At 67.1% G+C, this 21925-nt stretch carries 19 protein-coding genes; 12 read left to right on the top strand and 7 right to left on the bottom strand.

Annotation, left to right across the window (positions count from 1 at the left end):
* Positions 1 to 140 precede the first annotated feature (140 nt).
* Positions 141 to 1283, bottom strand: a complete 1143-nt coding sequence (locus JOF55_RS20775; RefSeq protein WP_310277030.1) for an adenosine deaminase — start codon at positions 1281 to 1283, stop codon at positions 141 to 143.
* 422 nt (positions 1284 to 1705) lie between these two features.
* On the opposite strand from JOF55_RS20775, the gene JOF55_RS20770 reads away from it, so the two are divergent.
* Positions 1706 to 2449, top strand: coding sequence for a GntR family transcriptional regulator (locus JOF55_RS20770; protein WP_310277028.1), 744 nt, complete (start codon positions 1706 to 1708; stop codon positions 2447 to 2449).
* Between the two features lie 138 nt (positions 2450 to 2587).
* On the opposite strand, the gene JOF55_RS20765 is transcribed toward JOF55_RS20770, so the two are convergent.
* The 3 genes from JOF55_RS20765 to add all read right to left on the bottom strand — a co-directional run bounded on the left by JOF55_RS20765 (position 2588) and on the right by add (position 5042).
* Positions 2588 to 3097, bottom strand: a complete 510-nt coding sequence (locus tag JOF55_RS20765) for a TrmH family RNA methyltransferase (RefSeq protein ID WP_310277024.1) — start codon at positions 3095 to 3097, stop codon at positions 2588 to 2590.
* A gap of 248 nt (positions 3098 to 3345) precedes the next feature.
* Positions 3346 to 4026, bottom strand: coding sequence for an HAD family hydrolase (locus JOF55_RS20760; RefSeq protein WP_310277021.1), 681 nt, complete (start codon positions 4024 to 4026; stop codon positions 3346 to 3348).
* A 17-nt stretch (positions 4027 to 4043) separates the two neighbouring features.
* A complete protein-coding gene (gene add, locus JOF55_RS20755; protein ID WP_310277019.1) occupies positions 4044 to 5042 on the bottom strand; it encodes an adenosine deaminase in 999 nt (332 codons plus the stop codon).
* 151 nt (positions 5043 to 5193) lie between these two features.
* Between add and JOF55_RS20750 the strand changes: the two genes are divergently transcribed.
* From JOF55_RS20750 to JOF55_RS20725, 6 genes are all read left to right on the top strand, one after another.
* Positions 5194 to 6210 carry a LacI family DNA-binding transcriptional regulator gene (locus tag JOF55_RS20750; protein ID WP_310277016.1) on the top strand — a complete coding sequence of 339 codons (1017 nt, stop codon included), beginning with the start codon at positions 5194 to 5196 and terminating at the stop codon, positions 6208 to 6210.
* A 50-nt stretch (positions 6211 to 6260) separates the two neighbouring features.
* Positions 6261 to 6764, top strand: a complete 504-nt coding sequence (locus tag JOF55_RS20745) for a metallophosphoesterase family protein (RefSeq protein WP_310277013.1) — start codon at positions 6261 to 6263, stop codon at positions 6762 to 6764.
* A gap of 191 nt (positions 6765 to 6955) precedes the next feature.
* Entirely contained in the window at positions 6956 to 7921 is a 966-nt protein-coding gene (locus JOF55_RS20740) for a PDR/VanB family oxidoreductase (protein WP_310277010.1), read from the top strand.
* Between the two features lie 29 nt (positions 7922 to 7950).
* Positions 7951 to 9156, top strand: coding sequence for a cytochrome P450 (locus JOF55_RS20735; protein WP_310277007.1), 1206 nt, complete (start codon positions 7951 to 7953; stop codon positions 9154 to 9156).
* A gap of 189 nt (positions 9157 to 9345) precedes the next feature.
* Positions 9346 to 10707, top strand: a complete 1362-nt coding sequence (locus JOF55_RS20730) for an MFS transporter (RefSeq protein WP_310277005.1) — start codon at positions 9346 to 9348, stop codon at positions 10705 to 10707.
* A gap of 120 nt (positions 10708 to 10827) precedes the next feature.
* On the top strand, positions 10828 to 11652 hold the full coding sequence (locus tag JOF55_RS20725) for an IclR family transcriptional regulator (RefSeq protein ID WP_310277002.1): 825 nt from the start codon (positions 10828 to 10830) through the stop codon (positions 11650 to 11652).
* A gap of 6 nt (positions 11653 to 11658) precedes the next feature.
* Here the strand turns inward: JOF55_RS20725 and JOF55_RS20720 are convergent, their stop codons facing one another.
* Positions 11659 to 12618, bottom strand: coding sequence for an MBL fold metallo-hydrolase (locus JOF55_RS20720; RefSeq protein WP_310276999.1), 960 nt, complete (start codon positions 12616 to 12618; stop codon positions 11659 to 11661).
* A gap of 45 nt (positions 12619 to 12663) precedes the next feature.
* The gene (locus tag JOF55_RS20715; protein ID WP_310276996.1) at positions 12664 to 14052 is read right to left on the bottom strand and encodes an aldehyde dehydrogenase family protein; all 1389 of its coding nucleotides are present in this window, start codon (positions 14050 to 14052) and stop codon (positions 12664 to 12666) included.
* 243 nt (positions 14053 to 14295) lie between these two features.
* On the opposite strand from JOF55_RS20715, the gene JOF55_RS20710 reads away from it, so the two are divergent.
* From JOF55_RS20710 to JOF55_RS20690, 5 genes are all read left to right on the top strand, one after another.
* Positions 14296 to 15138: an SDR family oxidoreductase gene (locus JOF55_RS20710; RefSeq protein WP_310276994.1), complete on the top strand. Its 843-nt coding sequence runs from the start codon at positions 14296 to 14298 to the stop codon at positions 15136 to 15138.
* Between the two features lie 246 nt (positions 15139 to 15384).
* The gene (locus JOF55_RS20705) at positions 15385 to 16524 is read left to right on the top strand and encodes a hypothetical protein (protein ID WP_310276991.1); all 1140 of its coding nucleotides are present in this window, start codon (positions 15385 to 15387) and stop codon (positions 16522 to 16524) included.
* The gene (locus JOF55_RS20700) at positions 16521 to 18182 is read left to right on the top strand and encodes an ABC transporter transmembrane domain-containing protein (RefSeq protein WP_310276988.1); all 1662 of its coding nucleotides are present in this window, start codon (positions 16521 to 16523) and stop codon (positions 18180 to 18182) included. The genes JOF55_RS20705 and JOF55_RS20700 overlap by 4 nt, the downstream gene beginning before the upstream one ends.
* A gap of 96 nt (positions 18183 to 18278) precedes the next feature.
* The gene (locus JOF55_RS20695; protein WP_310276986.1) at positions 18279 to 18929 is read left to right on the top strand and encodes a hypothetical protein; all 651 of its coding nucleotides are present in this window, start codon (positions 18279 to 18281) and stop codon (positions 18927 to 18929) included.
* A gap of 119 nt (positions 18930 to 19048) precedes the next feature.
* Positions 19049 to 19651, top strand: coding sequence for a TetR/AcrR family transcriptional regulator (locus tag JOF55_RS20690; protein WP_310276983.1), 603 nt, complete (start codon positions 19049 to 19051; stop codon positions 19649 to 19651).
* Positions 19652 to 19669: 18 nt separating this feature from the next.
* On the opposite strand, the gene JOF55_RS20685 is transcribed toward JOF55_RS20690, so the two are convergent.
* Positions 19670 to 21901, bottom strand: a complete 2232-nt coding sequence (locus JOF55_RS20685) for a cytochrome P450 (protein WP_310276979.1) — start codon at positions 21899 to 21901, stop codon at positions 19670 to 19672.
* Positions 21902 to 21925 lie beyond the last annotated feature (24 nt).

Raw genomic sequence — 21925 nt, 5'->3', positions numbered from 1 at the left:
CTCTCGGCATCGACGGAATGAGCGTGTCCACGGCCCGCAACCTGCCGAAGCACCCGATCCGGAAGAAGTGGTGGTGGCAGGCTGCGGAGCGGGGTGGCCGTTCGTCGACTTCGTCGGCGGGCGGCCACCCCGCTCCGGGGTCAAGCCCTGGAGATGAGCGATGTGGTGTGATCGGCGACTGTGCCGAACAGCGACTCGGATCGCAGGGCGGCGTAGCCGGGTTTGACGACCTCGTTGATCAGCGCGAGTCGCTGGTCGAACGGAAGGAAGGCGGACTTCATGGCATTGACCGTCAACCACTGCAGATCGTCGAGCGTGTAGCCGAACTGCTGCACCAGCGTGTCGAACTCGTGGGTCATCGAGGTCTGACTCATCAGCCGGTTGTCGGTGTTGACCGTGACCCGGAAATTCAGCCGTCGCAGCAGGGCGAGCGGATGCTGCTCGATGGAGGGCACGGTTCCTGTGTGGACGTTCGAACGGGGGCACATCTCCAGGGGGATGCGTCGGTCCCGGACGAAGGAGGCCAGCCGTCCGAGCGTGGCGTTGCCGTCTTCGTCGATGTCGATGTCGTCGACGATGCGCACACCGTGTCCCAGGCGCGCGGCGCCGCACCACTGGATGGCTTCCCAGATCGAGGGCAACCCGAAGCCTTCCCCGGCGTGGATGGTGAAGTGGCAGTTTTCCCGACGTAGGTACTCGAACGCATCGAGGGACCGAGTGGGCGGAAAGCCGGCTTCGGGGCCGGCGATGTCGAAGCCCACGACTCCGGAATCTCGGTACTTCACGGCGAGTTCGGCGATCTCCGTGGCACGTGATTCCTGGCGCATCGCGCACAGCAGTACGCCGATGCGGATGCGGTGCCCTGCCTGGGTTGCGCGTGCCGCACCTTGGCGGAAGCCGTCGAGGATCGCTTCGACGACCTCGTCGAGCGTGAGACCTTTCTGAGTGCTCAGCTCGGGTGCGTAGCGTACCTCGGCATAGACGACGCCGTCGGCGGCGAGGTCTTCGGCGCATTCCGCGGCCACCCGGCTGATCGCCGGTGTGGTCTGCATGACCCCGACGGTGTGGGCGAAGCGTTCCAGGTACTCCTCCAGTGATCCGGCTTCGGTCGCCGCGGCGAACCACTGGGTGATCTCGTCGACGTCGAAGGTGGGCAGCGCCTCGTAGCCGGTCTGCTCGGCCAGTTCCACCACCGTTTGGGGGCGCAGTCCGCCGTCGAGGTGGTCGTGGAGTAGCACCTTGGGGGCTCGCTGGATGTTGTCGATGGTCGGCACGTGGTGCACGACGGATACCTCCTACTCGCTGGGTTTCTCGAGGAATTTCGGGGCGGGTTTGGTGAGTGGTGCACTGATCGGGGCGAGCACCACGAAACCCGCGGAGGACCACAGAGCCACCAGCAGTCCGGCATGGTGTGCCGGGGCTCCGCGGCCGACGACTGGTCCTGACCACCGCCATGGCAACCTTCACCTCTCGTCGGAGGCCGGGCGGGGAAGGTCGCCGCTGCGGGTGGGCAGACGGCAGGGAAGACCGGTGCGTGCGGATGTGACCGATTACTTGTCTGACAGGTAGTACATATTGAGTGAAGGGTTTACCGGGCACCTCCGGACGAAGTCAAGTAATTACCCGGTGGTCTGCTCCGGAGGGTTGACGAGACGCAGGATTTCTTTCTAACTTGTCTGACATCAGCGTATCCAGGGAGTGCACCGTGGCGGGCAACCGACCGCAGCGGCGTCCGGTCGTGGAGCTCTACGAGCGGATCGTCGACGCCATCCGTGAAGGCGCCTATCCACCGGGCTCGACACTGCCGTCCGAACCGGCACTGGCCGCCGCGCTCGGCGTGAGCAGACCCGCGCTGCGGGAAGCGCTGTTGCTGCTGCAGGAAGACGGCATGATCACTGTGCGGCGGGGTGTGGGACGGACGGTCAGCGAACGTCCTGCGCGGCGCGGTTTCGAGCGGTTGCAGCCGATCGAGAGCCTGCTGGGTGAGGACAGCGCCAGGACCCGGCCGCTGACGCGGACGGCCGAGGAACCGACGGACCTGGTGATGCAGCATCTGCCGGTGCCTGCGAACTGCGAAGTCCGCTTCTGGGAGAGCGCCGTCGACGTCGATGGTGTGCCTGCCTGCCTGGCCGAGGAGTGGTCCGTGCATGACGAGGCGCTGGCGGCGGTCGATCCCGCGTTGCCGCAGATTCTGGACGATGCGATCGCCCGGCCGCACACGATGCTGCACACCCTGGTCTCCGTCGATTCCCACCTGCCACTGAGCGGCGCGAGCACCGTCACCGCGACCGTGCTCGGGCGGCGGCGGGGAGCAACGTTCGAGCGATCACCGGACACGCCGGTCGTTCTCGTCACCCAGGTCGTCTCCCTGGAAAGCACCACCCTGCTGGCTGCCAAGTACGTGCTCCCGAGCGGAACTCCGGGCATCACCGTGCGGCAGTCCAGATGAGCCACCACAGCACCGAGAAGCTCCATCGTGGGACCAACGTCGACCCGACCGCGCGAGTACAGTGCCATCCGCCATCGGCCGAAACCGTGCAGGCGCACGTTCGCCGCCTTGAAGAACCGTTCTTTCCACTGCCGGAACTCAGGCCGTGCGGAGGGCGTAGAGCGCGATCCCGGCCGCCACGCTGACGTTCAGCGAGTACTTGTGGCCGTAGATGGGAATCTGCAGCAGCAGGTCGCAGCTGTCGCGCAGGACGGGATCGATCCCGACGACCTCGTCGCCGAGCACCAGCGCCACCTTCTGTGCCGGCGGGTAGTCGGCGAGAGCGACCGCGTGCGGATCGATCTCCAGTCCGGCCACCGTGTATCCCGCATCGCGCAGCGATTCCAGCAGCGTGGACACATCCGCGTGGCGCTCGAAGGGCATCGTGCGCTCCGCCCCCGCAGCGGCCTTGGCCATCTGGCGGGTCTGCCGATCCTGCAGCTTGGCGTCGCGCTCGTCACCGGGGTGCGTGGGGTAAGGAGTGAATCCGGTGACATACACTCTGTCCACGGCGAAGACCTCGCCGGTGCGTAGCAGTGAGCCGACGTTGTGCACCGACCGCAGATTGTGCGCGATCACCACGATGCTGCGCTGCTGGCTGGTGTTCACAATGGCAGAAGCCTACCTGCCGACCGTAGGGTTCGATCCCGGTGGTGTCGAGGACGGCCGCGCCACAGGCAGCGAACCTGTCGCCGCTGCGACGCTGGGTGGAGTACTGGCCGGTGCCGGCCCGCACCACCGGCAGCCACTGCGCCGACGTCCCCTCCACGGCCCGTACTTCCACTCAAGGCTCGCGGGAATGTCACTCGCTGTGGCCGCCAGGAGCTTCACTGCCTGTGGGGTTATCCGAGTCCTGTTCAGAAGTGCCGTCCCAACCGGGTGAATGGGCTGACGGTGCGGAACTTCGCGTGCCCGTCGGGCAAGTCACGGCTTTCCAGTGACCACGTCATCGAGTGTGGAACCAGGATTGCGCCGAGCCCGGCTTCCAGCGCGGGCCAAATGTCCGAACGCGGCGAGTTCCCGATCATCCAGGTATTCGCTGCGGAGAGTCCGCGCTGCTCGACGAAGTCCCGGTAGACCGTGGTCTCCTTCTCCCGGACGATGGCAATGTCGGTGAAGAACCCGGCCAGCCCCGAGGCCTCGATCTTGCCGGTTTGCTCGGTGTGATCTCCCTTGGTGAGCAGGAAGAGCCGGTGCCGATGGGACAGCGCGCGCACCGTGTCGAGCACTCCGTCGATCAGTTCCACTTCCTGCGCGCGGATCGGCGCGCACGCGACCCGGAGCACCTGGCGGTCGGTGTCGCAGAGTTGGCCTCGGAACTCGGCCATGCAGTCGCCGAGGCTGCGCTCGAAGACGTCGACACCGTAGCCGTACCGGTGGCTGTTGACCTTCTCGATCTCGTCCAAACGGGCCCGGACCTGCTCGCGGGACGGGTTGGATCCTGCGATGTGGTTGATGAACAGTTCGATGGCACGTTCGAACAGGACGTTGTTCTCCCACAAGGTGTCGTCGGCGTCGAAAATGAGGTTATGCGGCAACGATGGTGTCCTCGAGGTCATTGTTGCTGCTGACAAGTTCGGGGCGGTTCGGCTGCGGTGGGCGGGTTGAAGGCTGCGTGGGCGGCGTGGGACTGGGCCAGTTCCTCGTACTCGGTTGTCCACTGTGTGCTGTCGCGCAGCATGCTGAACTCGTGGCCCAGGGTGGTGGCTGAGGTGGTGCGGGCGTCGGTGTTGATGGTGACCGGGAGTCCCTCGCCGAGAAGGCCTGCGGCGGGATGCTCGAGCAAGCCGGCCACGGCCCCGGTCTGGACATTGCTGGTCGGACACATCTCCAGTGCGATGCCCTCGCGCCGCAGCCGGTCGAGCAGGGCACGGTCGCTGACGCAGCGGACACCGTGACCGATTCGACGGGCGCCGAGCACGTCGATGGCTTCCCACATGCTTGCTGGGCCGGCCGCCTCACCGGCGTGCACCGTGCACGCAAGTCCCGCGGCATGGGCGAGTTCGAAAGCGCCGCGGTGCGGGGTCGCAGGGTAACACTGTTCATCGCCGGCCAGGTCGAGTCCGGCCACCGCGTTCTGGTGGCGCAGCGCGGTCTCGGCGACCGCCAGGCTCTCCTGCGGTGTCTGGTGTCGCAGGCAGCACAGCAGCAACCCGGTGGCTACCTCGGTGGCGTCCCGCCCTGCGGCCAGGCCTTCGGCGACGGAGGACACCGCCTCGTCCTGGGTCATGCCGCGTTCGCCGTGCAGCTGGGGCGCGAAGCGCACTTCACCGTAGACCACGCCGTCGGTGTGGAAGTCCTCGACCAGTTCGCGGGCTGCCCGGCGCAGCGCTTCCGGGGTCTGCAGCACCTGAAGTGGCAGGTCGAAGTAGGGCAGGAACCGGGTCAGGCTGCCGCAGTCCACCGGCGCGGTCACCAGGTGCTCGACGGGCGCGGTCAGGGCGATTCCCTGCTCTCGGGCCAGGTCGTCGATCGTGCTGGGGCGTACCGATCCGTCGAGATGGCAGTGCAGGTCGTAGCGCGGCACGGGTGTTGGTGCGGTGTCCGAAGTCATCGCCGTCTTCCACTGTTCGGGGGCCACCACCGAGCCGTTCTCGGCGCGGACCGCTCGTGTTCACCGACCCGATCGCCATGACGTGTCCCGGAGATAGCGCGTACACTTTTCATGTCTAAACGATTAGATACCGAAATGCAAGGGGCGGGTTGTGGCAGACCGGGCGGTGACACTGGCGGACGTGGCCCGCAGGGCGGGCACCTCGACCGCAGTGGTCAGCTATGTGATCAACGACGGTCCCCGTCCGGTAGCGGCTGAGACCCGCGAGCGGGTGCTCGCCGCGGCGGCCGAACTGGGCTACCGACCCAACCGTGTCGCCCGCGCGCTGCGGTCTCGCACAACCGGCGTGGTGGGCCTGGTGCTGGCCGATGCGTCGAACCCGTACTTCGCCGCGTTGGCCCGCTGCATCGAACAGGCTCTGGACGAGCACGGCAAACTCACGCTGATCGGCAACGCCGGATACGCCGCAGAACGCCAGCGGAATCTCGTCGAGCGATTCCTGGCCGCCCAGGTCGACGGACTCGTCATCGTCTCCGCGGACGGGGGCACCGACGTGGCGGCCGGCGCCGAAGCGGCCGGTGTGCCCGCGGTGTACGTGCACAACCAGCCCACCAGGGCACATGCCCCCGTGGTCGCCGCCGACAACCGCACCGCAGTACACGAGGCGGTGGCGCATCTGCGCTGGCACGGGCACGAGCGAATCGCGTTTTTGGCCGGTCCCCACGACATCGGACCCGTGGGCCTGCGACGACAGAACTGGCACACCGCTGTCGCCGATGCCGAACTCCTGCGCTGCGATTACTCCCGTGCCGCAGCAGCCACCTCGGCCGAGCGCCGCATCACCGACGGTGCCATGCCACGTGCCCTGATCACCGCCACCGACGAACAGGCCATCGGAATCCTCGCCGGAGCCCGGACCCGAGGACTTTCCGTTCCCGACCACCTCGCGCTGATCAGTCTCGACGGAACTCCCGACAGCGCCTACACCGCCCCGGCCTTGACGGTGACCCGGCAACCCCTACAAGCCATGGCAGAACACGCCGTCGACCAGCTGCTGGGCACCACCACTCCACCATCGGTCCCAGACGCCGCCTTGGTCATCCGGCACAGCTGCGGCTGCCGACCAACTACCGATTGCACCACCAACTCACGACATTCGCCCGAGTAAGAGGCTCCGGCAGTAGAAACTGCCGGAGCCTCTCAGCCATCATCAGCAGCATGCGGTTGCTGCTGCTCGCCGACACGCACCTGCCGAAACGCGCCAAGGCGTTGCCGGACGAGGTGTGGCGCGCGGCGGGGTCCGCCGATGTCGTCGTCCACGCCGGGGACTGGGTGGACGTCGAGCTGCTCGATCAGCTCCAGGCCCACAGCGCCCGGCTCATCGGTGTCGTCGGCAACAACGACGGGCCGCCGCTGCGCGAACGACTTCCCGAGATCGCGCGGGCCGAACTCGAGGGACTCCGGCTGTCGGTGATCCACGAGACCGGAACGGCCAACGGGCGGGAGAACCGTTGTCGGCGATGGTTTCCGGACACCGACGTGCTCGTGTTCGGGCACAGCCACATCCTCTGGGACACCGTCACGCCGGGTGGCCTGCGCCTGCTCAACCCCGGTTCACCCACCGATCGCCGACGGCAGCCGTACTGCACCTACATGACAGCCGAAATCTCCGGCGGCCACCTCGGCGAGGTCGTTCTGCACCGACTGCCGCCGCGACGATGACAGCAGCCCGTACGCAGCCTTCCCGCAGCTCGGCCGACAACGGTCCGCTCCATGCGCTCGCGAGTACTGCCGGGCTTTTCACTGTGTGGAAAACGGGCGATGCGTGGGGAGGAACACTCCATAGTATGCCGTGACCGACGTAATACAACGTCACTTGACCGGGGAAGATCACGTAAGGGAGCGCACGTCACATGAGCGTACTGAGGGCACGCACTCGCGAAGTCGTCGTGGATCGTGTGGAGCGTGTTGCCGAGGACGTCGTATCACTGGTCCTGGTAAACCCGGATGGGTCGCCGTTCCCCGCCTGGGAACCCGGATCCCACGTGGATCTCCACCTGGGCGAGGAGCACGTCCGCCAGTACTCGCTGTGTTCGTCACCCACCGATCTCTCTCATCTGCGCATCGCCGTGTTGAACGTTCCCGACTCCCGCGGCGGGTCCAGATGGGTGCACGAGAACATCCGCCCCCGCGATACCGTGCCGATCTCCGAACCGCGCAACAACTTCCCGATCAAGGATTCCCGGAAGTACCTCTTCCTGGCAGGCGGCATCGGCATCACCCCGATCATCCCGATGATCGAATGGGCGCACGCGGCAGGCAAGGAATGGCAGTTGGTCTACGGCGGTCGCTCCCGGGACAGCATGGCTTTCGGCGACCGGTTGCGCGACGAGTACGGCGATCGGGTGCGACTCGTGCCGGAGGACGAATCGGGGCGGATGGACCTGCAGGCCATCCTGGGGCTGCCCCGGGCGCACATGCTCGTCTACGCGTGCGGCCCGACCGGCATGCTGCGCACGGTCGAGGACCTGTGCATGGGGTGGCCCCCGGGAGCACTGCACACGGAGAAGTTCGCGGCGACCGCGCTGGGAACGGCATCCGCGGCGGAACCGTTCGACGTCGATCTGGTCCGCAGCGGAAAAACCGTCCGGGTCCCCACCGACCGCACGATCCTCGAGGCGGTGGAGGATGTCGGCGTCCGGGTCCTGTCCTCCTGCAGGCACGGTCTGTGCGGCACCTGCGAGACCACCGTCGTGTCCGGGGACCCGGAGCACCGTGACGCTGTCCTTCCTCAACAGGACCGCGACAGCGGCGACATGATGATGATCTGCGTCTCCCGTGCCGCCGCGGGATGCCGGCGACTCGCCCTGGACCTCTGACGGATCGAGAGCACAAGGAGTCTGTTCACATGACCCCCTCCCCCACTGCGGACGTCACCTCGCTACCGGATGACCCGTTCTCGGTCGCCAACATCACGGACCCGTATCCGATGCTGACGCGGCTCCGGGAGAACGGGCCCGTGACCTGGCTGGAGAAGTACGGCGTCTACGCCGTCGCGGGATTCGAGGAGGTCTACGAGGTCCTCACCGACTTCGAGACCTACTGCTCCTCCGGCGGGCTCGGGCCCCACGACATCCGCGAGGACGAGGGGTGGCGCCCGCCGAGCATCCTCGAGTCGGACCCGCCCACCCATACCGTCATGCGACGTGCTCTCACCGGGGTCATCAATCCCTCCACGGTGCGGGCCCTGCGGGAACCGTTCACGCCCCCGGCCGAGGAGCTCGCCGACGAACTCGTGACCCGTGGGGAGTTCGACGTCGTCAAGGACCTGGCCGAGAAGTACCCGCTGCGGGTCTTTCCCGACGCCGTGGGGATTCCGGAAGACGGCCGCGAGCACCTCCTGCCCTACGGGAACATGGTGTTCAATGCCTTCGGCCCGAAAAACGAGATCCTCGATCGAGCTTTCGCCAACGCCGACGAGCACAGCGCGGCGATCATGCAGAACTGCGCCCGGGAAAACCTCGACAGCACCGGCTTCGGGGCTCGCATCTGGGACCGAGTTCACGACGGGATGCTCACTCCCGAGCAGGCCACGTTGCTCGTCCGGGCCCTGCTGTCCGCCGGCGTGGACACGACGGTCTTCGGTATCGGCAACACACTCAAATGCCTCTCGCAGTCTCCGCAGGCGTGGGCGACGCTGCGCGACAACCCGGCACTGGCCAAGTTCGCCGTCGACGAGGCCCTCCGCCTGGAATCCCCCTTCCAGAAGTTCCACCGGACCACCACGGCGGCCGGCACACTCGGCGGTGTCGACATCCCGGCGAACTCGAAGATCCTCCTGCTCACCGGTGCCGCCAACCGCGATCCGCGTCAGTGGCACGACAACGCCGATGACTACGACATCGAGCGCCGAGCCTCCGGGCACGTCGCGTTCGGGATGGGGCTGCACCAGTGCGTCGGGCAGCCCATCGCCCGCCTCGAGATGGAGTTGGTGCTGAAGGCGCTGGCAACACGTGTGGAGCGGATCGAACCCGCGGGTGAACCGGTGCCGATCGTGCACAACTCGCTTCGGGGATTCGAGTCCATCCCGGTCAAGGTCGTACCCCGCTCCTGACCGGAGCTTCCTCGCTTCCGCACCGCGGTACGTCAATCCGGCGCGCTCGCCTTCACCCGAGCGCGCCGCACACCCGGCAGGCCGGGTCCACTGAGCCTTCGCACGCCTTCGGTCGCCCACCGATTCCGGCCCTTTCCCCACCACCGTGGCAGTTCACGCCCCGGCTCGTTCCTCGCTCTGGAGGATTCAGTGACGAAACAGCTCTCCGCCGCACCGGCACCACCGGTACCGGACCGGGCGAATCCCCGCTATTGGGCACCCAAGAAGCGCAATGCCTACGGGTGGCTGATGGCGATCATGCTGCTGTTCCTGATGATGATCAACTGGGCCGACAAAGCCATTCTCGGCATCGTCGCCGCTCCCCTGATGCGGGATCTGCAGATCACACCCGAGCAGTTCGGACTGGTCAGTAGTGCGGTCTTCCTGCTCTTCGGCGTCGCCCAGTTCGTGGCCGCCCCGATCGCGAACCGGGTCAGCTCCAAGTGGATTCTGCTGGCCCTGTGCCTGATCTGGTCGGTGGCCCAGGTACCGATCTTCGTTTTCGCCTCGCTGCCTGCCCTGTGGTTCAGCCGCATCCTGCTGGGGGCAGGCGAAGGCCCGCTGGCGCCCATCCTGATGCATTCCATCTACAAGTGGTTTCCCCGCCACAGGTCTGCGACCCCGGCGGCGGTCGGTGCCTCCGGGGTGACACTGGGCATCGTCGTGTTCGCCCCCGTCCTGGCCTGGGTGGCCGCGGAGTTCGGCTGGCAGGCGACCTTCATCTTCCTCGCGCTGATCGGAGTCGTGTGGGCCGGGTTCTGGCTGGTGCTGGCCAAAGAAGGCCCCTACACCTCGATGCAGGTCGAGCACGACATCGAGGGCACGGCACCGCCTGCAGAGGTTCCGGCCGCTGCCGTGGATCGGAAGGTGCCCTACCTTCGCTCCATCCTCACTCCCTCCTGGGTGTTGGCCATGTTGTGCTCGTTCATGGGTTACTGGACCTTCGCCATCGCTACGTCGTGGCTGCCCGCCTACTACGAGGAAGTGATGGGCTACAGCACGCAGCAAGCCGGTTCCGTGATCGCGCTACCGGCCATTTGGGGGACGATCGCCACCGTGGGGCTGAGCTGGATCACCCAGTACCTCGACAAACGAGGGGTGCGGACACGCATCTCCCGGGGAATCGTCCTGTCCTCGGCCACCGTGTTCGCCGGCGCGTTCTTGCTGCTCGGTGTGCTCGTGACGAACGAGACCCTGCGCACCATCGCCTTCGCCCTCGGGTTCGGCACGGCCCCGGCGCTGTTCGCCGCGACCTACCTGGTGGCGGCCGAGATGACCTCGATCGCGCAGCGCGGTGCGCTGCTGCAGGTGACCAACGCCCTGTTCACCAGCGGCGGCCTGTTCGCTCCCGCGGTCGCCGGGTTCCTGATCGGCTCGGCCGTGACCGAGGCGCAGGGCTTCGCCAACGCCTTCCTGATCACGGCTCTGCTTCTGCTGGCCGTGGGGGTGCTGTCGATGCTGTTCATCAACCAGCAGCGAGACCGGGCCCGGCTGGGTCTCGACGCAGGCTGATCCCGTTACCGTGCTCGTGGTCCCACCCGGGAACCTGGTCACCTGTGATTCACGGCATCGACGTCGCAGGATTTCCCGGCTCGGTTGTCATACTTGTCGCATGGTACGGGTGCAGGATTCATGACCGGCGAGACAAGCCCCGGTCTCGCCCGCTCCGACGCGGACGGCACCGGGGCACACCCGAAGTCCGTCGCTGCTCGTGTCCTGAGCGTCCTCGAGGCTTTCGATACCGAGCACTACGCTCTCTCGCTCAGCGACATCGCCCGCCGTTCGGGGCTTCCGTTCGCCACCTGCCACCGGCTGATCAAGGAGCTGGTGACCTGGGGAGCGCTGGTGCGGATCGACGGGCGGTACCGGATCGGGCACAAGCTGTGGTCCCTGGGACGGCTGTCACCGGTGCGTCAGGACCTGGCGGAGGTCGCAGCTCCGTTCATGCACGACGTCCTGTTCCTCACCCACCACGTCGTCAATCTGTTCGTGCTCGACGGGACCAAGGCCCTGCTGCTGGAGCGAATCTCCGGAACCCGCCCGGGCCCGGCAGTCCACCGCGTAGGCGACCGGATGGGCTTGCACGCCAGTGCCGCGGGCAAGGTCCTGCTCACCCATGCACCGCAACAGACGATCGTTCGTGCTCTGGAAAACCCGGAACGGTTCACTTCCCGCACGGTCACCGACCGCGCGCAGGTTCTCCGAGAACTCGCACAGGTACGGGAGTCCGGTTTCGCGACGACGGCCGAAGAATCCGCCGAGAGAACAAGCGGGGTCGCGGTGCCGGTCACCAGCACCGACGGGCACGTCATCGCAGCACTCGGCGTTGTGATCGTGGACGCCCAACCCAAACCGAACGCCATCGTGCCCGTCCTGCAGACCGCCGCGCGGGGTATTGCTCGGCAAGTGCGGTTCGCTTCCGGTTTCGACCACGAGCGAACGGAGACCGGCCGCTGAGAGCCGTCATTCCGGCACGGCGGGGACGGCCTGCCGGGAGAGCGTGAACCGTGCCCCGCTCGAGGCGACGTCGACGGGCCCGTCGAACTCCGTGCGTGCCCGGGAGGACCAGTAGTCCGCCTCCGCGGCACCTGCCAGGTGGGACAGGACGAGACGTCCCGCTCCCGCAGCCGCAGCAACCCGTCCCGCTCCCGCAGGTGTGGTGTGCGAGCAGGCCTGGTGTGCGATGAAGGTGGGATCGAATCCCTTACCTCGGTAGAAGTCCAAGTTCACCGCCTCGTGAACCAGGACATCGGTGCCGCGCGCGAGCTTCACCAGATTGCCGCATTCGGCCGTATCGCCGGAGAAGGTGATGGAGCCGTAGTCGGAGGTGACCCGGTAGGCCAATGCGGGATACACCGGGGGATGGTCAACCAGGATCGCCGATACCGTGATCCTGTCGTCCTCGTAGACGTCGAACGGTTCACCCGCGGCCGCAGAGCCCTTGGCAGGCTCGTCGAGCTCGGTGACGTGGACGATCTCCTCCAGCGGCGGGCGGGCCTCATCGGTCACCCGGATAGCGGTGTCGTAGGAGAATGCCTCGAAGGTGGCGGAGACCAGCCCGGCGGTTCCCGCCAGTTTCCGCCCGGCCGCGACATCGTCCGGGTCCTGGCCGGGGCCGAGGATGCGGACCCTCTCGGTGAAACCGTTCACCGGTTCCCCCCAATTCCACAGCAGGAATCCGGGAAGCTCCGTGATGTGGTCCGAGTGCAGGTGCGTGATGAAGCCCGCACGGAACTGCCTACCTTCGAGGCTCGCCTCGTAAGCGGCGCGGGTGCATCCCAGGCCGAAATCGACGATGTAGAAAACGTCGTCGACGACGACGGCGCTGCTGATCCCGTTCTCCCGGCCACGAATGGCAGGACCGGCGGCAACTCCCAGCGTGATCAGTTCCATGCCACCACGGGTGGCGGTGTGTCCGGTCAACAATTCCGTCCTCTCGAGTCAACGATGGCGCACAAGCAGGCGGGTCTAGGCGTTTCGGATGTGTGGGCGAGTGTTGACGGTGCGCAATTCGAGGTATTCCTCCAGCCCCCAGCGGCCACGTTCGCGACCGAGGCCGGAAGACTTCCAGCCACCGAAGGGAGCATCGGGCTCCACCTGGGTGTGCTGGTTGATCCAGACAGTGCCTGCTTCGATGCTCGCCGCCACTGTGTGCGCCCGCTCCAGGTCGGCGGACCAGACGGAGGCACCGAGCCCGAATTCCTGGACGTTGAGACCGTCGATCGTGTCCTCGAGAGAGTCGTAGGCGACGATCGGCAGCGCATTGCCGAACTGTTCCCGGTCGACGAGATCCATACCGATCCGGGCGTCGGCGACGACCGTGGGTTCCATGAAGTGGCCCGGTAATTCGCATCCCCGGCCTCCGCCCGCGGCGATGCGCGCCCCCGCCGCGACAGCCTGATCGACGAGCCCCTGAACGAGGTTGCGCTGTGCCTCGTTGTGCAACGGACCCATCGTGGTGCCGAACTCGACACCGTGGCCGAGCACATGCTGCGAGACGGCCTCGGAGAGCGCTTCGACCAGCTCGGACTGCCTGTGCCGGGGAACGAAGACCTGCTTGACGGCCATGCAGACCTGCCCGGCGTTGCGGAACGCAGAGGCGGCAATGCCGTGGGCGACGGTACCGATATCGGCATCGTCGAGCACCAGGGCCGGGTCGTTGCCGCCCAATTCCAGAGTGACCCGCTTGACGGTGGCGGCCGCCTGGGCAGCGATCGAGGTGCCGACTTCCGTGGACCCGGTGAACGAGATCTTGCGGACACCGGGAAGCGCGCTCAGGGCGACATTGACCTCGCGCCCGGGTCCTGTCCGGTACTGCAACACTCCCGCGGGCAGCACCCGGTTCATGAGGTCGATCAGCGCGATGGTGGACAGCGGTGTCGACGGAGACGGTTTCGCGATGACAGTGCAGCCGGCCGTGAGCGCGGGGGCCAGCTTGACGCACAGCAGGGAGATCGGAAAGTTCCACGGGATGATGGCGCCGACGACACCGACCGGACGGTAATGAACCTCCAGCGCCCGGTCGGCACGATCGGGAAGCTTTTCCACCTCGTCCCAGGCCAGATCCGCGAAGTAGTCCATGAGTCCGGCCCCGACCCGGAACTCCGCCACGGCTTCGGCAAGTACCTTTCCCTGTTCCCGGGACATCAGGCGCCCGAGCTCGGTCTCGTTCTCCCGGACGAGCGCGGCACACTCACGGAGAGCGTCTCGGCGGGCCTCCCGATCCGCGGCCCATGCGCGGGCAGCTCCCTGCGCCGCGGCGATGGCCTCCCGCACATCCTGCTCACCATGGACAGGTGCTCGACCGACCACCTCGAGAGTGGCCGGATCGTGCACCTCGTAGGTGTCCTGGGTCATCCATCCCCCTTCAAGGTGATACGGAGCGATCCGCGCAGCACGTACTCAACCAGCATCGGGGAAGCAGGCGCAGACCACGCACGCTCTTTCCAGCCATTGGAAACCCTGCTGCCTTCCGCTCACTTCCGAATGGACCATGGAGGTCGGCTTGGCATGGTCGGCGAGCGGGAACGCAACCGGCCACCTCACCCAGGCCGGGACCGGGCACGAAAGGCCGGATACGAAGGGAAAGCGGCCAGAACAGTGACGATCGACAAGAACCTTCCCATGGTGGTGACGGGGGCGGCTTCCGGCATCGGCGCGGCCACCTGCCGATTGCTCACCGAGTCCGGGCACCGGCTGATCGGTGTCGACCGCACGGTGGCGACCTCCTTCCCCGGGACCTTCATCCAGGCGGACCTCGCCACACCGGAGGGGGCCCGTACCGCTGCCGCCCGAGTACACGACGCCGCGCCCGAAGGCATCTCCGGTCTGGCCAACATTGCCGGTGTTCCCGGAACGGCCCCTTGGCGCACGGTTCTCGGTGTCAATGTCGTCGGTCTCCGGGAAATCACCCGCACGCTGATGCCGCTCATCACCGAGAGCGGGGTCATCATCAACCTCTCCTCCGTCGTTGCCGACGGATGGCAGCGCAACATCGACGCGCTGCGGCAGTTCGCCCTGGCCGACGATCCCGAAGCAGCCCTGGACACGATCGCCTCCGGCGAAGAGGCCATCGACGACTCCTACCGCTTCTCCAAGGAATGCGTACGGCTGCTCACGGAACACTTCGCCGCAGAAGGGCTGCCTCGCCGCATTCGGGTCAACTCGGTGAGTCCGGGGCCCGTGGCCACGCCGATCCTCGATGACTTCAAGCGCGATCACGGGGCGGACAAGGTCGAAGGGGCGGGCGAGCTTCTGGGGCGGTTCGGCGAGTCGGAGGACATCGCCCGCGTCCTCGTCTTCCTGACCCGGGACGAAGCCAGGTGGGTCAACGGGACCGACCTGCGCGTCGACGGGGGATTGACCGCATACCGGAACACCCGGACGAATCCCGCGACAGAACCGAGCACCGACGGAAACCAGGGCGTGGCGCTGCAGCAGTGACACGGCGCGTACGTTCCTGCTCCCGGGCCGGTTCGGGGGTCCGGCTCGCCCGGAAGTCGCTGGGCGAGCTGTTCCCCTGAGACACGACAAGACCCACCAGGTACCCCCAGGTCAAACAAGCTGAAGATCCATTCATCCGACTCCCATGATCACATCATGAGGGCTCACTAACTTCTCTCCCGTAGGACATGCGGACGTCGCCGCCGGCTTCGCCGCGAATCGTTCAACGGAAAGAGAAGCGCCACGATGCTCACCTCAGCAGGCCGGGACGAAACCACCACACCGAACACGATCCACGAGATCGATGCACTGACACATCGTGAAGACCTCGTTCCCCATCGGTTGCGCAGCGCGAAGAAGGCATACACCACCCGCCATCTCGCCACCCGCCTCGACATTGACCCTTCCGGCTACAAGCTGCTCAGCGGGCCGAGTGTGGTTCCGCAACCGGGCGACGTCGTGCTCGCGCTCATCGACGAGATCGGGATGCACACCAAACTGGAAAGCCCGGCGGGTCGTCGCCAGACCCTGTTCGCGGGCGACGAAGTGCTGCTCGCCTACGGACACCGCTACGCGCCCGACCAGTTCGAGGCTGAAGTACCCAGCGACCTGCGTCCCGTTCACCTCATCGCCGCCGGCGGACTGTCCGGGCTCGTGGTCACGAAGCACGAAAACATCAAGGATCCGACGGTCGTACACCCGATGGGCTTGCTCGCGGACACGCACGGCGTCGTCACCCTCCGGCGGTTGGCACCGCGCCACCCCCGGCCCAGAAGTCCCGAGAAAGTGACAGGGTCCGTTCCGCAAGGTCGGCCCAAGGTCATCGGAGTGCTCGGCACCTCGATGAACGCGGGCAAGTCGGCAACGGTCAACTCCCTTGTCCGTGGGCTGGGACAATCCGGTCTGCGGGTTTCGGCCGGCAAAGCGACCGGTACCGGCGCCGGAGGCGATCCGCACGGTTTCACCGATGCCGGGGCCGCGAAGGTCCTCGACTTCACCGACTTCGGTTTTCCCTCCACCTTTCGCCTCGGCTCCGATGAGGTGCGGTCGATCCTCGTATCTCTCATCGAGGAGCTGTCGACCCCGGAACCCGATGTGATCGTCATCGAGATCGCCGACGGTCTGTACCAGACCGAAACCGACCGTTTGCTGGCCGATCCGGTCTTCTCGCAGTCCGTCGATCAGATCGTGTTCGCAGCCTCCGGGGCGCTCGGCGCCACCGCTGGAGTGGCACTGCTGCGAAACCACGGCCTCCCCGTCTCAGCCGTCAGCGGCACCCTCACCTCGGCACCGCTGGCCACGCGAGAAGCGCAGGAGGTGTTGGACGTCCCCGTGATCAACACCTTCGAACTCGCCGACCCCGAAACTCTGCGAGCAGTGCTGTGAGCCGTACGGATCGCACGACCTCGGAGTCGATGCCGAGACTCCTCTCCGGCAACCGACGCGCCCTGCTCGCCGTGCTCGTCTCCACCGGTGTGGCACAGGCAGCGCTGGCCGGGGTCACTGCGGTGACCATGCCGCACTTGATGCAAGCAGGGAGCAGCCACCACCGATGGACGGCTCTCGGCATCCTGCTGCCTGCTGCGCTGGGTATGGGGCTGGTCCGCATCTTGGAACGGGTTCTCGCCGAAAAGCTCGGGCAGGACTACGTGCACGAGATGCGGGCTGGGCTCATCGCCTCCAGTCTCGCCGGGGCGCGCGGGCCGTCCCTCGGAACCACCATCGCCCGCACTACCAACGACCTCTCGGCCATCCGGAACTGGATAGCCTGGGGCATCGCCCCCATGGCCGGGGGTGTCCCGTTGCTCGTCGGCGTACTTGTGGTGCTGGCTGTTCTGCACCGAACTCTGGCGCTGGTGGTGCTCTGTCCGATCCTCGTCCTCTGCGCTGTTCTCGCGCTCCTTGCCCGACCGGCGCTCACGCGGGCTCGAAGAGTACGCAAGCAACGCGGTCGGCTGGCCTCCCACGTCAGTGACACCGTTGCGGCGGGCTCGTCGATCCGTGCTGGTGGCGGCGTCCACCGTGAACTCAAGAAGATCGACCAGCTCAGCATGCGCGTCTGCTCGGCTGCGGTCCACCATGCGCGGATCGCCGGGTACTTGCGCGGCACCGCCGCGGCCACCGCGGCGGTCTCGACCCTCTGCGTGGTCACCGCTGGTTCCTGGTTCGCCGTCGATCCCGCGACGATCGCCACCGCGATCACCATCGTGGGAATGATGTCCACGCCGATCCACGACCTCGGTCGGGTCATGGAGTACCGCCAGTCGTACCTGGCGGCACGGCGCATCCTCGCGCCCGCCCTCACACAAGGTGCCGAAGCCGCGCAGCACCGGCGGCAGCGCACGAAGTCAGCACGTACCGACCACGTCAAAAGCCGGGCGTCGGGTACCGAGGTCCATGTCTCCGACCTCCACATCGGGCACGTCGATGCGCCCGGGCTGGTCGCCGCTCCGGGCGCCAGAGTGCTCCTGCACAGCCGTCACCCGGAACGCATCGATGCCGTGGTCGGGCTCCTGGCCGGGGTCGACGCCCAAGCCAAGGCGTGGGTGCGGGTCACAGGACGCGAGCTGGCCGACCAGCCCCCGGCGAAGCGACGGCGCCAGGTCGGTTACGCCGCCCGCGGGCTCGCCCTCGAACGCGGCACCATCGCCAGAGCAGTGCGCTACCGCAACCCCAATTCGAAACGCCCGATCGAGCCCGTACTGCGCGCCGTCGGACTCGACCAGCGCGTGGCTACCTTGCCCGATAGCGAACGGACGAAACTACGGCGAGGCGGTGAACCCCTGTCACTCCCCGACATTGCGCGCCTGCAACTGGCCCGAGCGCTCTACGAGGAACCTCCGCTGCTGGTCCTCGACCACATCGACGACCAACTCGACACCGACGGCCGCGCGATGCTCCTGCAACTGTTGGCGAACTACCCCGGAGTCGCGATCCTGGCCACGGAAACGCCGGAAACGACCGTGCCGGACCACCAGGTCTGGGACCTGGACGCGGGCTCGGACCCGAGCCGTATCGCGATGGCCGGTTTCCGGTCCCTGTGAGCCTGTTGGAAGAGGCTCCGGCAGTAGGGCGTTGGATATCTCGGGGAGCAGGTGGCCAGGTGATGCCTCGCAAGGCGGAGGAAGGCTGCTCGATCCGTGCCCCGGCGGCGGCGATGGCGTGGCAGCGCTGGCCGAGGTTGGCAAGGTCGCCGGGCAGGACACGACGCGCTCTCCCTCGTACTGTTCCGCCAGATCCGCGAACGCGGGTTCGACTGCCACGACGACGCGACCGAACTCCGGGTGCTGCGCGTCACCGAAAGCTATCGGGTGCCACGCGAAGAGCTGCTCACAGCTCTGCCGCAACGGGCAGTGGCACTGCACGACGGTGGCTTCGACCTCGACGACGACACCTACGAGTCGATCATCGAGCAGATCGTGCACGACGAGATCGCCTCGGGCGAGGGCGCCAACTTCGTGATCCGCCGTGACTACACGGCCCGGCTGGACGAGCACACACCGGCCACCGCGCTGGCGTTGTTCCGACAACTGCTCACCGGCGAACGCGGTGCCTACTGGACATTTGTGGTCCACACCGGTTCCTCGAACGGCCACACCGGACGCACTCTCGTGGGGGCCGGCCCCGAAGCGCACGTGCGCATGAACTCCGGTGACGTGCTCGCCCTGCGTGGACCCACCACCGCGGGGGTACGGTTCCATCCGGAATCCGTACTCACCCTCGACGGGCCGGCGGTCCTGCAGGAGTTGCTGTGTACGAGGCCGCTGCAGCAGCGAGCGGCAGCATCGTGAGCATGCTGCGCCTCCCCCACCGCAGCCAGGACCGACGATCTCGGCGCCTGCGGGGATGTCGGCCCGCGCCGATGCGGTTTCGGTAGGTTGTCCGGTGGACATCGAGGCGAGGAGGTCCCTTGGGGCGGCAGGGCACGGCGCACGAGCGCAGGCGGCAGGAGACGCGGGAGCGCCTCGTGACCTCGGCTCGCACGTTGTTCGCCGAGCAGGGGTATCCGGGGACCGGCACCGAGGCCATCGCCCGTGCCGCCGGGGTGAGCCGCGCGACGTTCTACCTGCACTTCCGTTCCAAGGCCGAGCTCGTCACCGACATCATGCACACCATCGAGCCGGAGATCATCGCCGCGTACCGCACGCTCGACGAGCTGGTCGGTGCCGATGTCGACGACGTCGTCGCCTGGCTCGAGGAGCACGCCGAGTTCTGGCGTGCCTACAGCGTGGACTTCGCGGCCATCCAGCAGGCCCTGGCCCACGAACCCGCGGTGGCCGACGAGTGGTTCGGGATGCTGCGGCGGGCCGCGAAGGCGATGGACAACGTCCGGGCGCGGTTCGGGGAGGAACGCAGTCGGGCACTGGCCCACGTGCTGATCACGATGATGGCCCTTGACCGAACCTACTACTTCCTGCTGCTGCGCGGGCACGACGAGTTCTACGGCGAGGTGCAGCGCGCGCTGGCGGAGAACTGGCTCGCTCTGCTCAACGCCCCACCGGAGCAGCGCTGAGCAGAGCGAGCCGAGCCGTCACCGTTCGAGCTTCAGCTTCGGGCATCCTTTCTCCGCGCGGGACACGCAGATCATCATCGAGGTGTTGGCCCCCTGCTCGGTTCCGGTCAGGATCGAGTCGCGGTGGTCGGCGCGCCCGGCCCGGATCGGTGTCTCGCAGGTGCCGCAGGTTCCCTCCTTGCAGGACGACAGAGCGGTCACCCCTGCTTCCTCGGCCACCTCGAGGATCGTGCGCCCCGCCGGGACCGTGGCGGTGATGCCGGACTCGGTGAATTCGACCTCGAATTCCTCGTCCGGTTCGGTGCGCACGATCGTCTTCGGGGAGAAACGCTCGACGTGCAGCGCGCCCGCGGGCCAGTGCGCCGAGGCACGTTCGGCGGCCTGCAACAGCGGTTCCGGGCCGCAGCAGTACAGGAGCGTGCTCTCGGCCGGTGCACCGAACCACCCGTCCAGGTCGAGCAGCCCGTATTCGTCCTCCGGGCGCACCGTGACGCGATCGCCGTATCGGGCGAGTTCACCGAGAAACGCCATCGAGGAGCGGGAACGCCCACCGTAGAGCAACTGCCAGTCGGCGCCCTGTGTCTCAGCCTGTTCGATCATGGGCAGGATCGGGGTGATGCCGATGCCGCCGGCGACGAACAGGTAGCGGGGGGATTCGCGCAGCGGGAAGTTGTTGCGCGGCCACCCGATCGTGAGTGTCGATCCCTCGGTGGCGGATTCGTGCAGGGATCGGGAGCCACCGCGACTGTCGCGTTCGGCCAGCACACCGATGCGCCAGCGATCCGTGCGTTCCGGTGAGGAACACAGCGAGTACTGCCGTACCGGCCCTTCCGGGGTGTGCACATCGATGTGCGCGCCGGGTGCCCATTGTGGAAGCGGATCTCCGTCGGGATGGGCCAGCGTCAGGGACACGACATCGCCGGACTCGGTGCGGCGCTCGACGATCTCGAGCTCCCGCTGACGCATCACGCGGTTGCGTTGCCGCTCGACATCGGCCGGATCCCAGATCACCGGCAGGCTGCGCCGCACCGGCAGCAGGGCCATGCGCACGAAGTCCAGTTCGAAATCCGGCTCGGGACGCAGCGAGGGCAACCGATCGAAGAGCACCTGCAACCCGGTGGAGCCCTGCACCCGGGCCAGGGACTGCCCCAGGCAGGTGTGCCGCCCCTGGGTGAAGGCCAGGTGCCCTTCCGGGTCGGGGCGGTGGATATCGAATTCGAACGGGCGGTCGGCCCAGGTGGGGTCGGTGTTGGCGCTCGCCAGGGCGATCCAGATCATCTCGCCTCGTTGGATGTGCACCCCGCCGAGTTCCACGTCGCACTGTGCCTGGCGGGAGGCGAACGTCGACGACGGCCTGCGGCGCACGGTTTCCTCGAACACCCGCGGCCACAGTTGCGGATCGGCGATGGCCTCGGCGAGCGTGTCGGGGTTGGCGTCGAGAAAGAGCACGGCATTGGCCATCGCCTGCGCGGTGGTGTCCGTGCCCGCCGCGGCGAACTCCGCCAGGTGCAGGGTGATCTGCGCGGTGCTCAGCGTGGGGGTGCCGTCCTTGTCGCGGACCGAAGCCATGTCGGAGATGAGGTCTTCACCCGGGTTGTCCCGGCGCTCGTCGACGATGGCGCGCAGATGGAGGTTGGCCTCGATGAATCGGTCCCAGACCTCGCTGCGCTCGGGTTCTTCGAGTGGTTCCTGCGCGCTGGCGAGCACGCGGAAGAAGTCGTCGCGCAGTTGGCGCATCATGGGGTCGTCCTGATAGCTCAACCCGAGATGCGCCATGATCGTCTGCGTGGTGAGCTCAAGGCAGAAGTCCTGCACGAGCTCGCCTGTGCCGCGGGTTTCGAACTTGTCGATGATGCGGTGGGCGCGCGCTTCGATCTCCGGCTGCAGGGCCTGCATCCGGTCCTTGGTGAAGCCCCGCTGAGCCACCGACCGGTGCGCCGTATGGGTGGGCGGGTCGGAACCGACCAACATCTGCGAGATGAGCTCGGGGGGCATGATCTCGCGGTAGCGCTCCGGCACGTCGATGGTGGCGCTGTTGGCCGCACTGGAAAAGGCCTGCCAGTCCCCGAGTACCGTCTCGGCGTCCTCGCGACGGGTGACGATCCAGGCGCCCAGGTAATGGTAGGAGAAAACCGGGTGCTCCTCGCGGGCCTTCGCAAGGTGCCGGGCCGGATCGTGGTAGTAGTCGTCGCTCATGGCGTCGAAACCGTGCGCGACGGGGCAGCGGCCGGTGCTCGGCTGCGATGTCATCGTCACCTCCTGCTGGTGGGGCCG

It is taken from the genome of Haloactinomyces albus, assembly GCF_031458135.1.
In the GTDB taxonomy this organism is placed as follows: Bacteria; Actinomycetota; Actinomycetes; order Mycobacteriales; family Pseudonocardiaceae; genus Haloactinomyces; species Haloactinomyces albus.
Note: the sequence above shows the minus strand (reverse complement) of the source record. Positions and strands in the feature narration are given on the sequence as shown.

Excerpts from the sequence above, each read along its gene's own strand:
- add (WP_310277019.1), bottom strand. The coding sequence starts at position 5,042 with ATGACTTCGGACACCGCACCAACACCCGTGCCGCGCTACGACCTGCAC.
- JOF55_RS20745 (WP_310277013.1), top strand. The coding sequence starts at position 6,261 with ATGCGGTTGCTGCTGCTCGCCGACACGCACCTGCCGAAACGCGCCAAG.
- JOF55_RS20740 (WP_310277010.1), top strand. The coding sequence starts at position 6,956 with ATGAGCGTACTGAGGGCACGCACTCGCGAAGTCGTCGTGGATCGTGTG.
- JOF55_RS20735 (WP_310277007.1), top strand. The coding sequence starts at position 7,951 with ATGACCCCCTCCCCCACTGCGGACGTCACCTCGCTACCGGATGACCCG.
- JOF55_RS20725 (WP_310277002.1), top strand. The coding sequence starts at position 10,828 with ATGACCGGCGAGACAAGCCCCGGTCTCGCCCGCTCCGACGCGGACGGC.
- JOF55_RS20715 (WP_310276996.1), bottom strand. The coding sequence starts at position 14,052 with ATGACCCAGGACACCTACGAGGTGCACGATCCGGCCACTCTCGAGGTG.
- JOF55_RS20705 (WP_310276991.1), top strand. The coding sequence starts at position 15,385 with ATGCTCACCTCAGCAGGCCGGGACGAAACCACCACACCGAACACGATC.
- JOF55_RS20685 (WP_310276979.1), bottom strand. The coding sequence starts at position 21,901 with ATGACATCGCAGCCGAGCACCGGCCGCTGCCCCGTCGCGCACGGTTTC.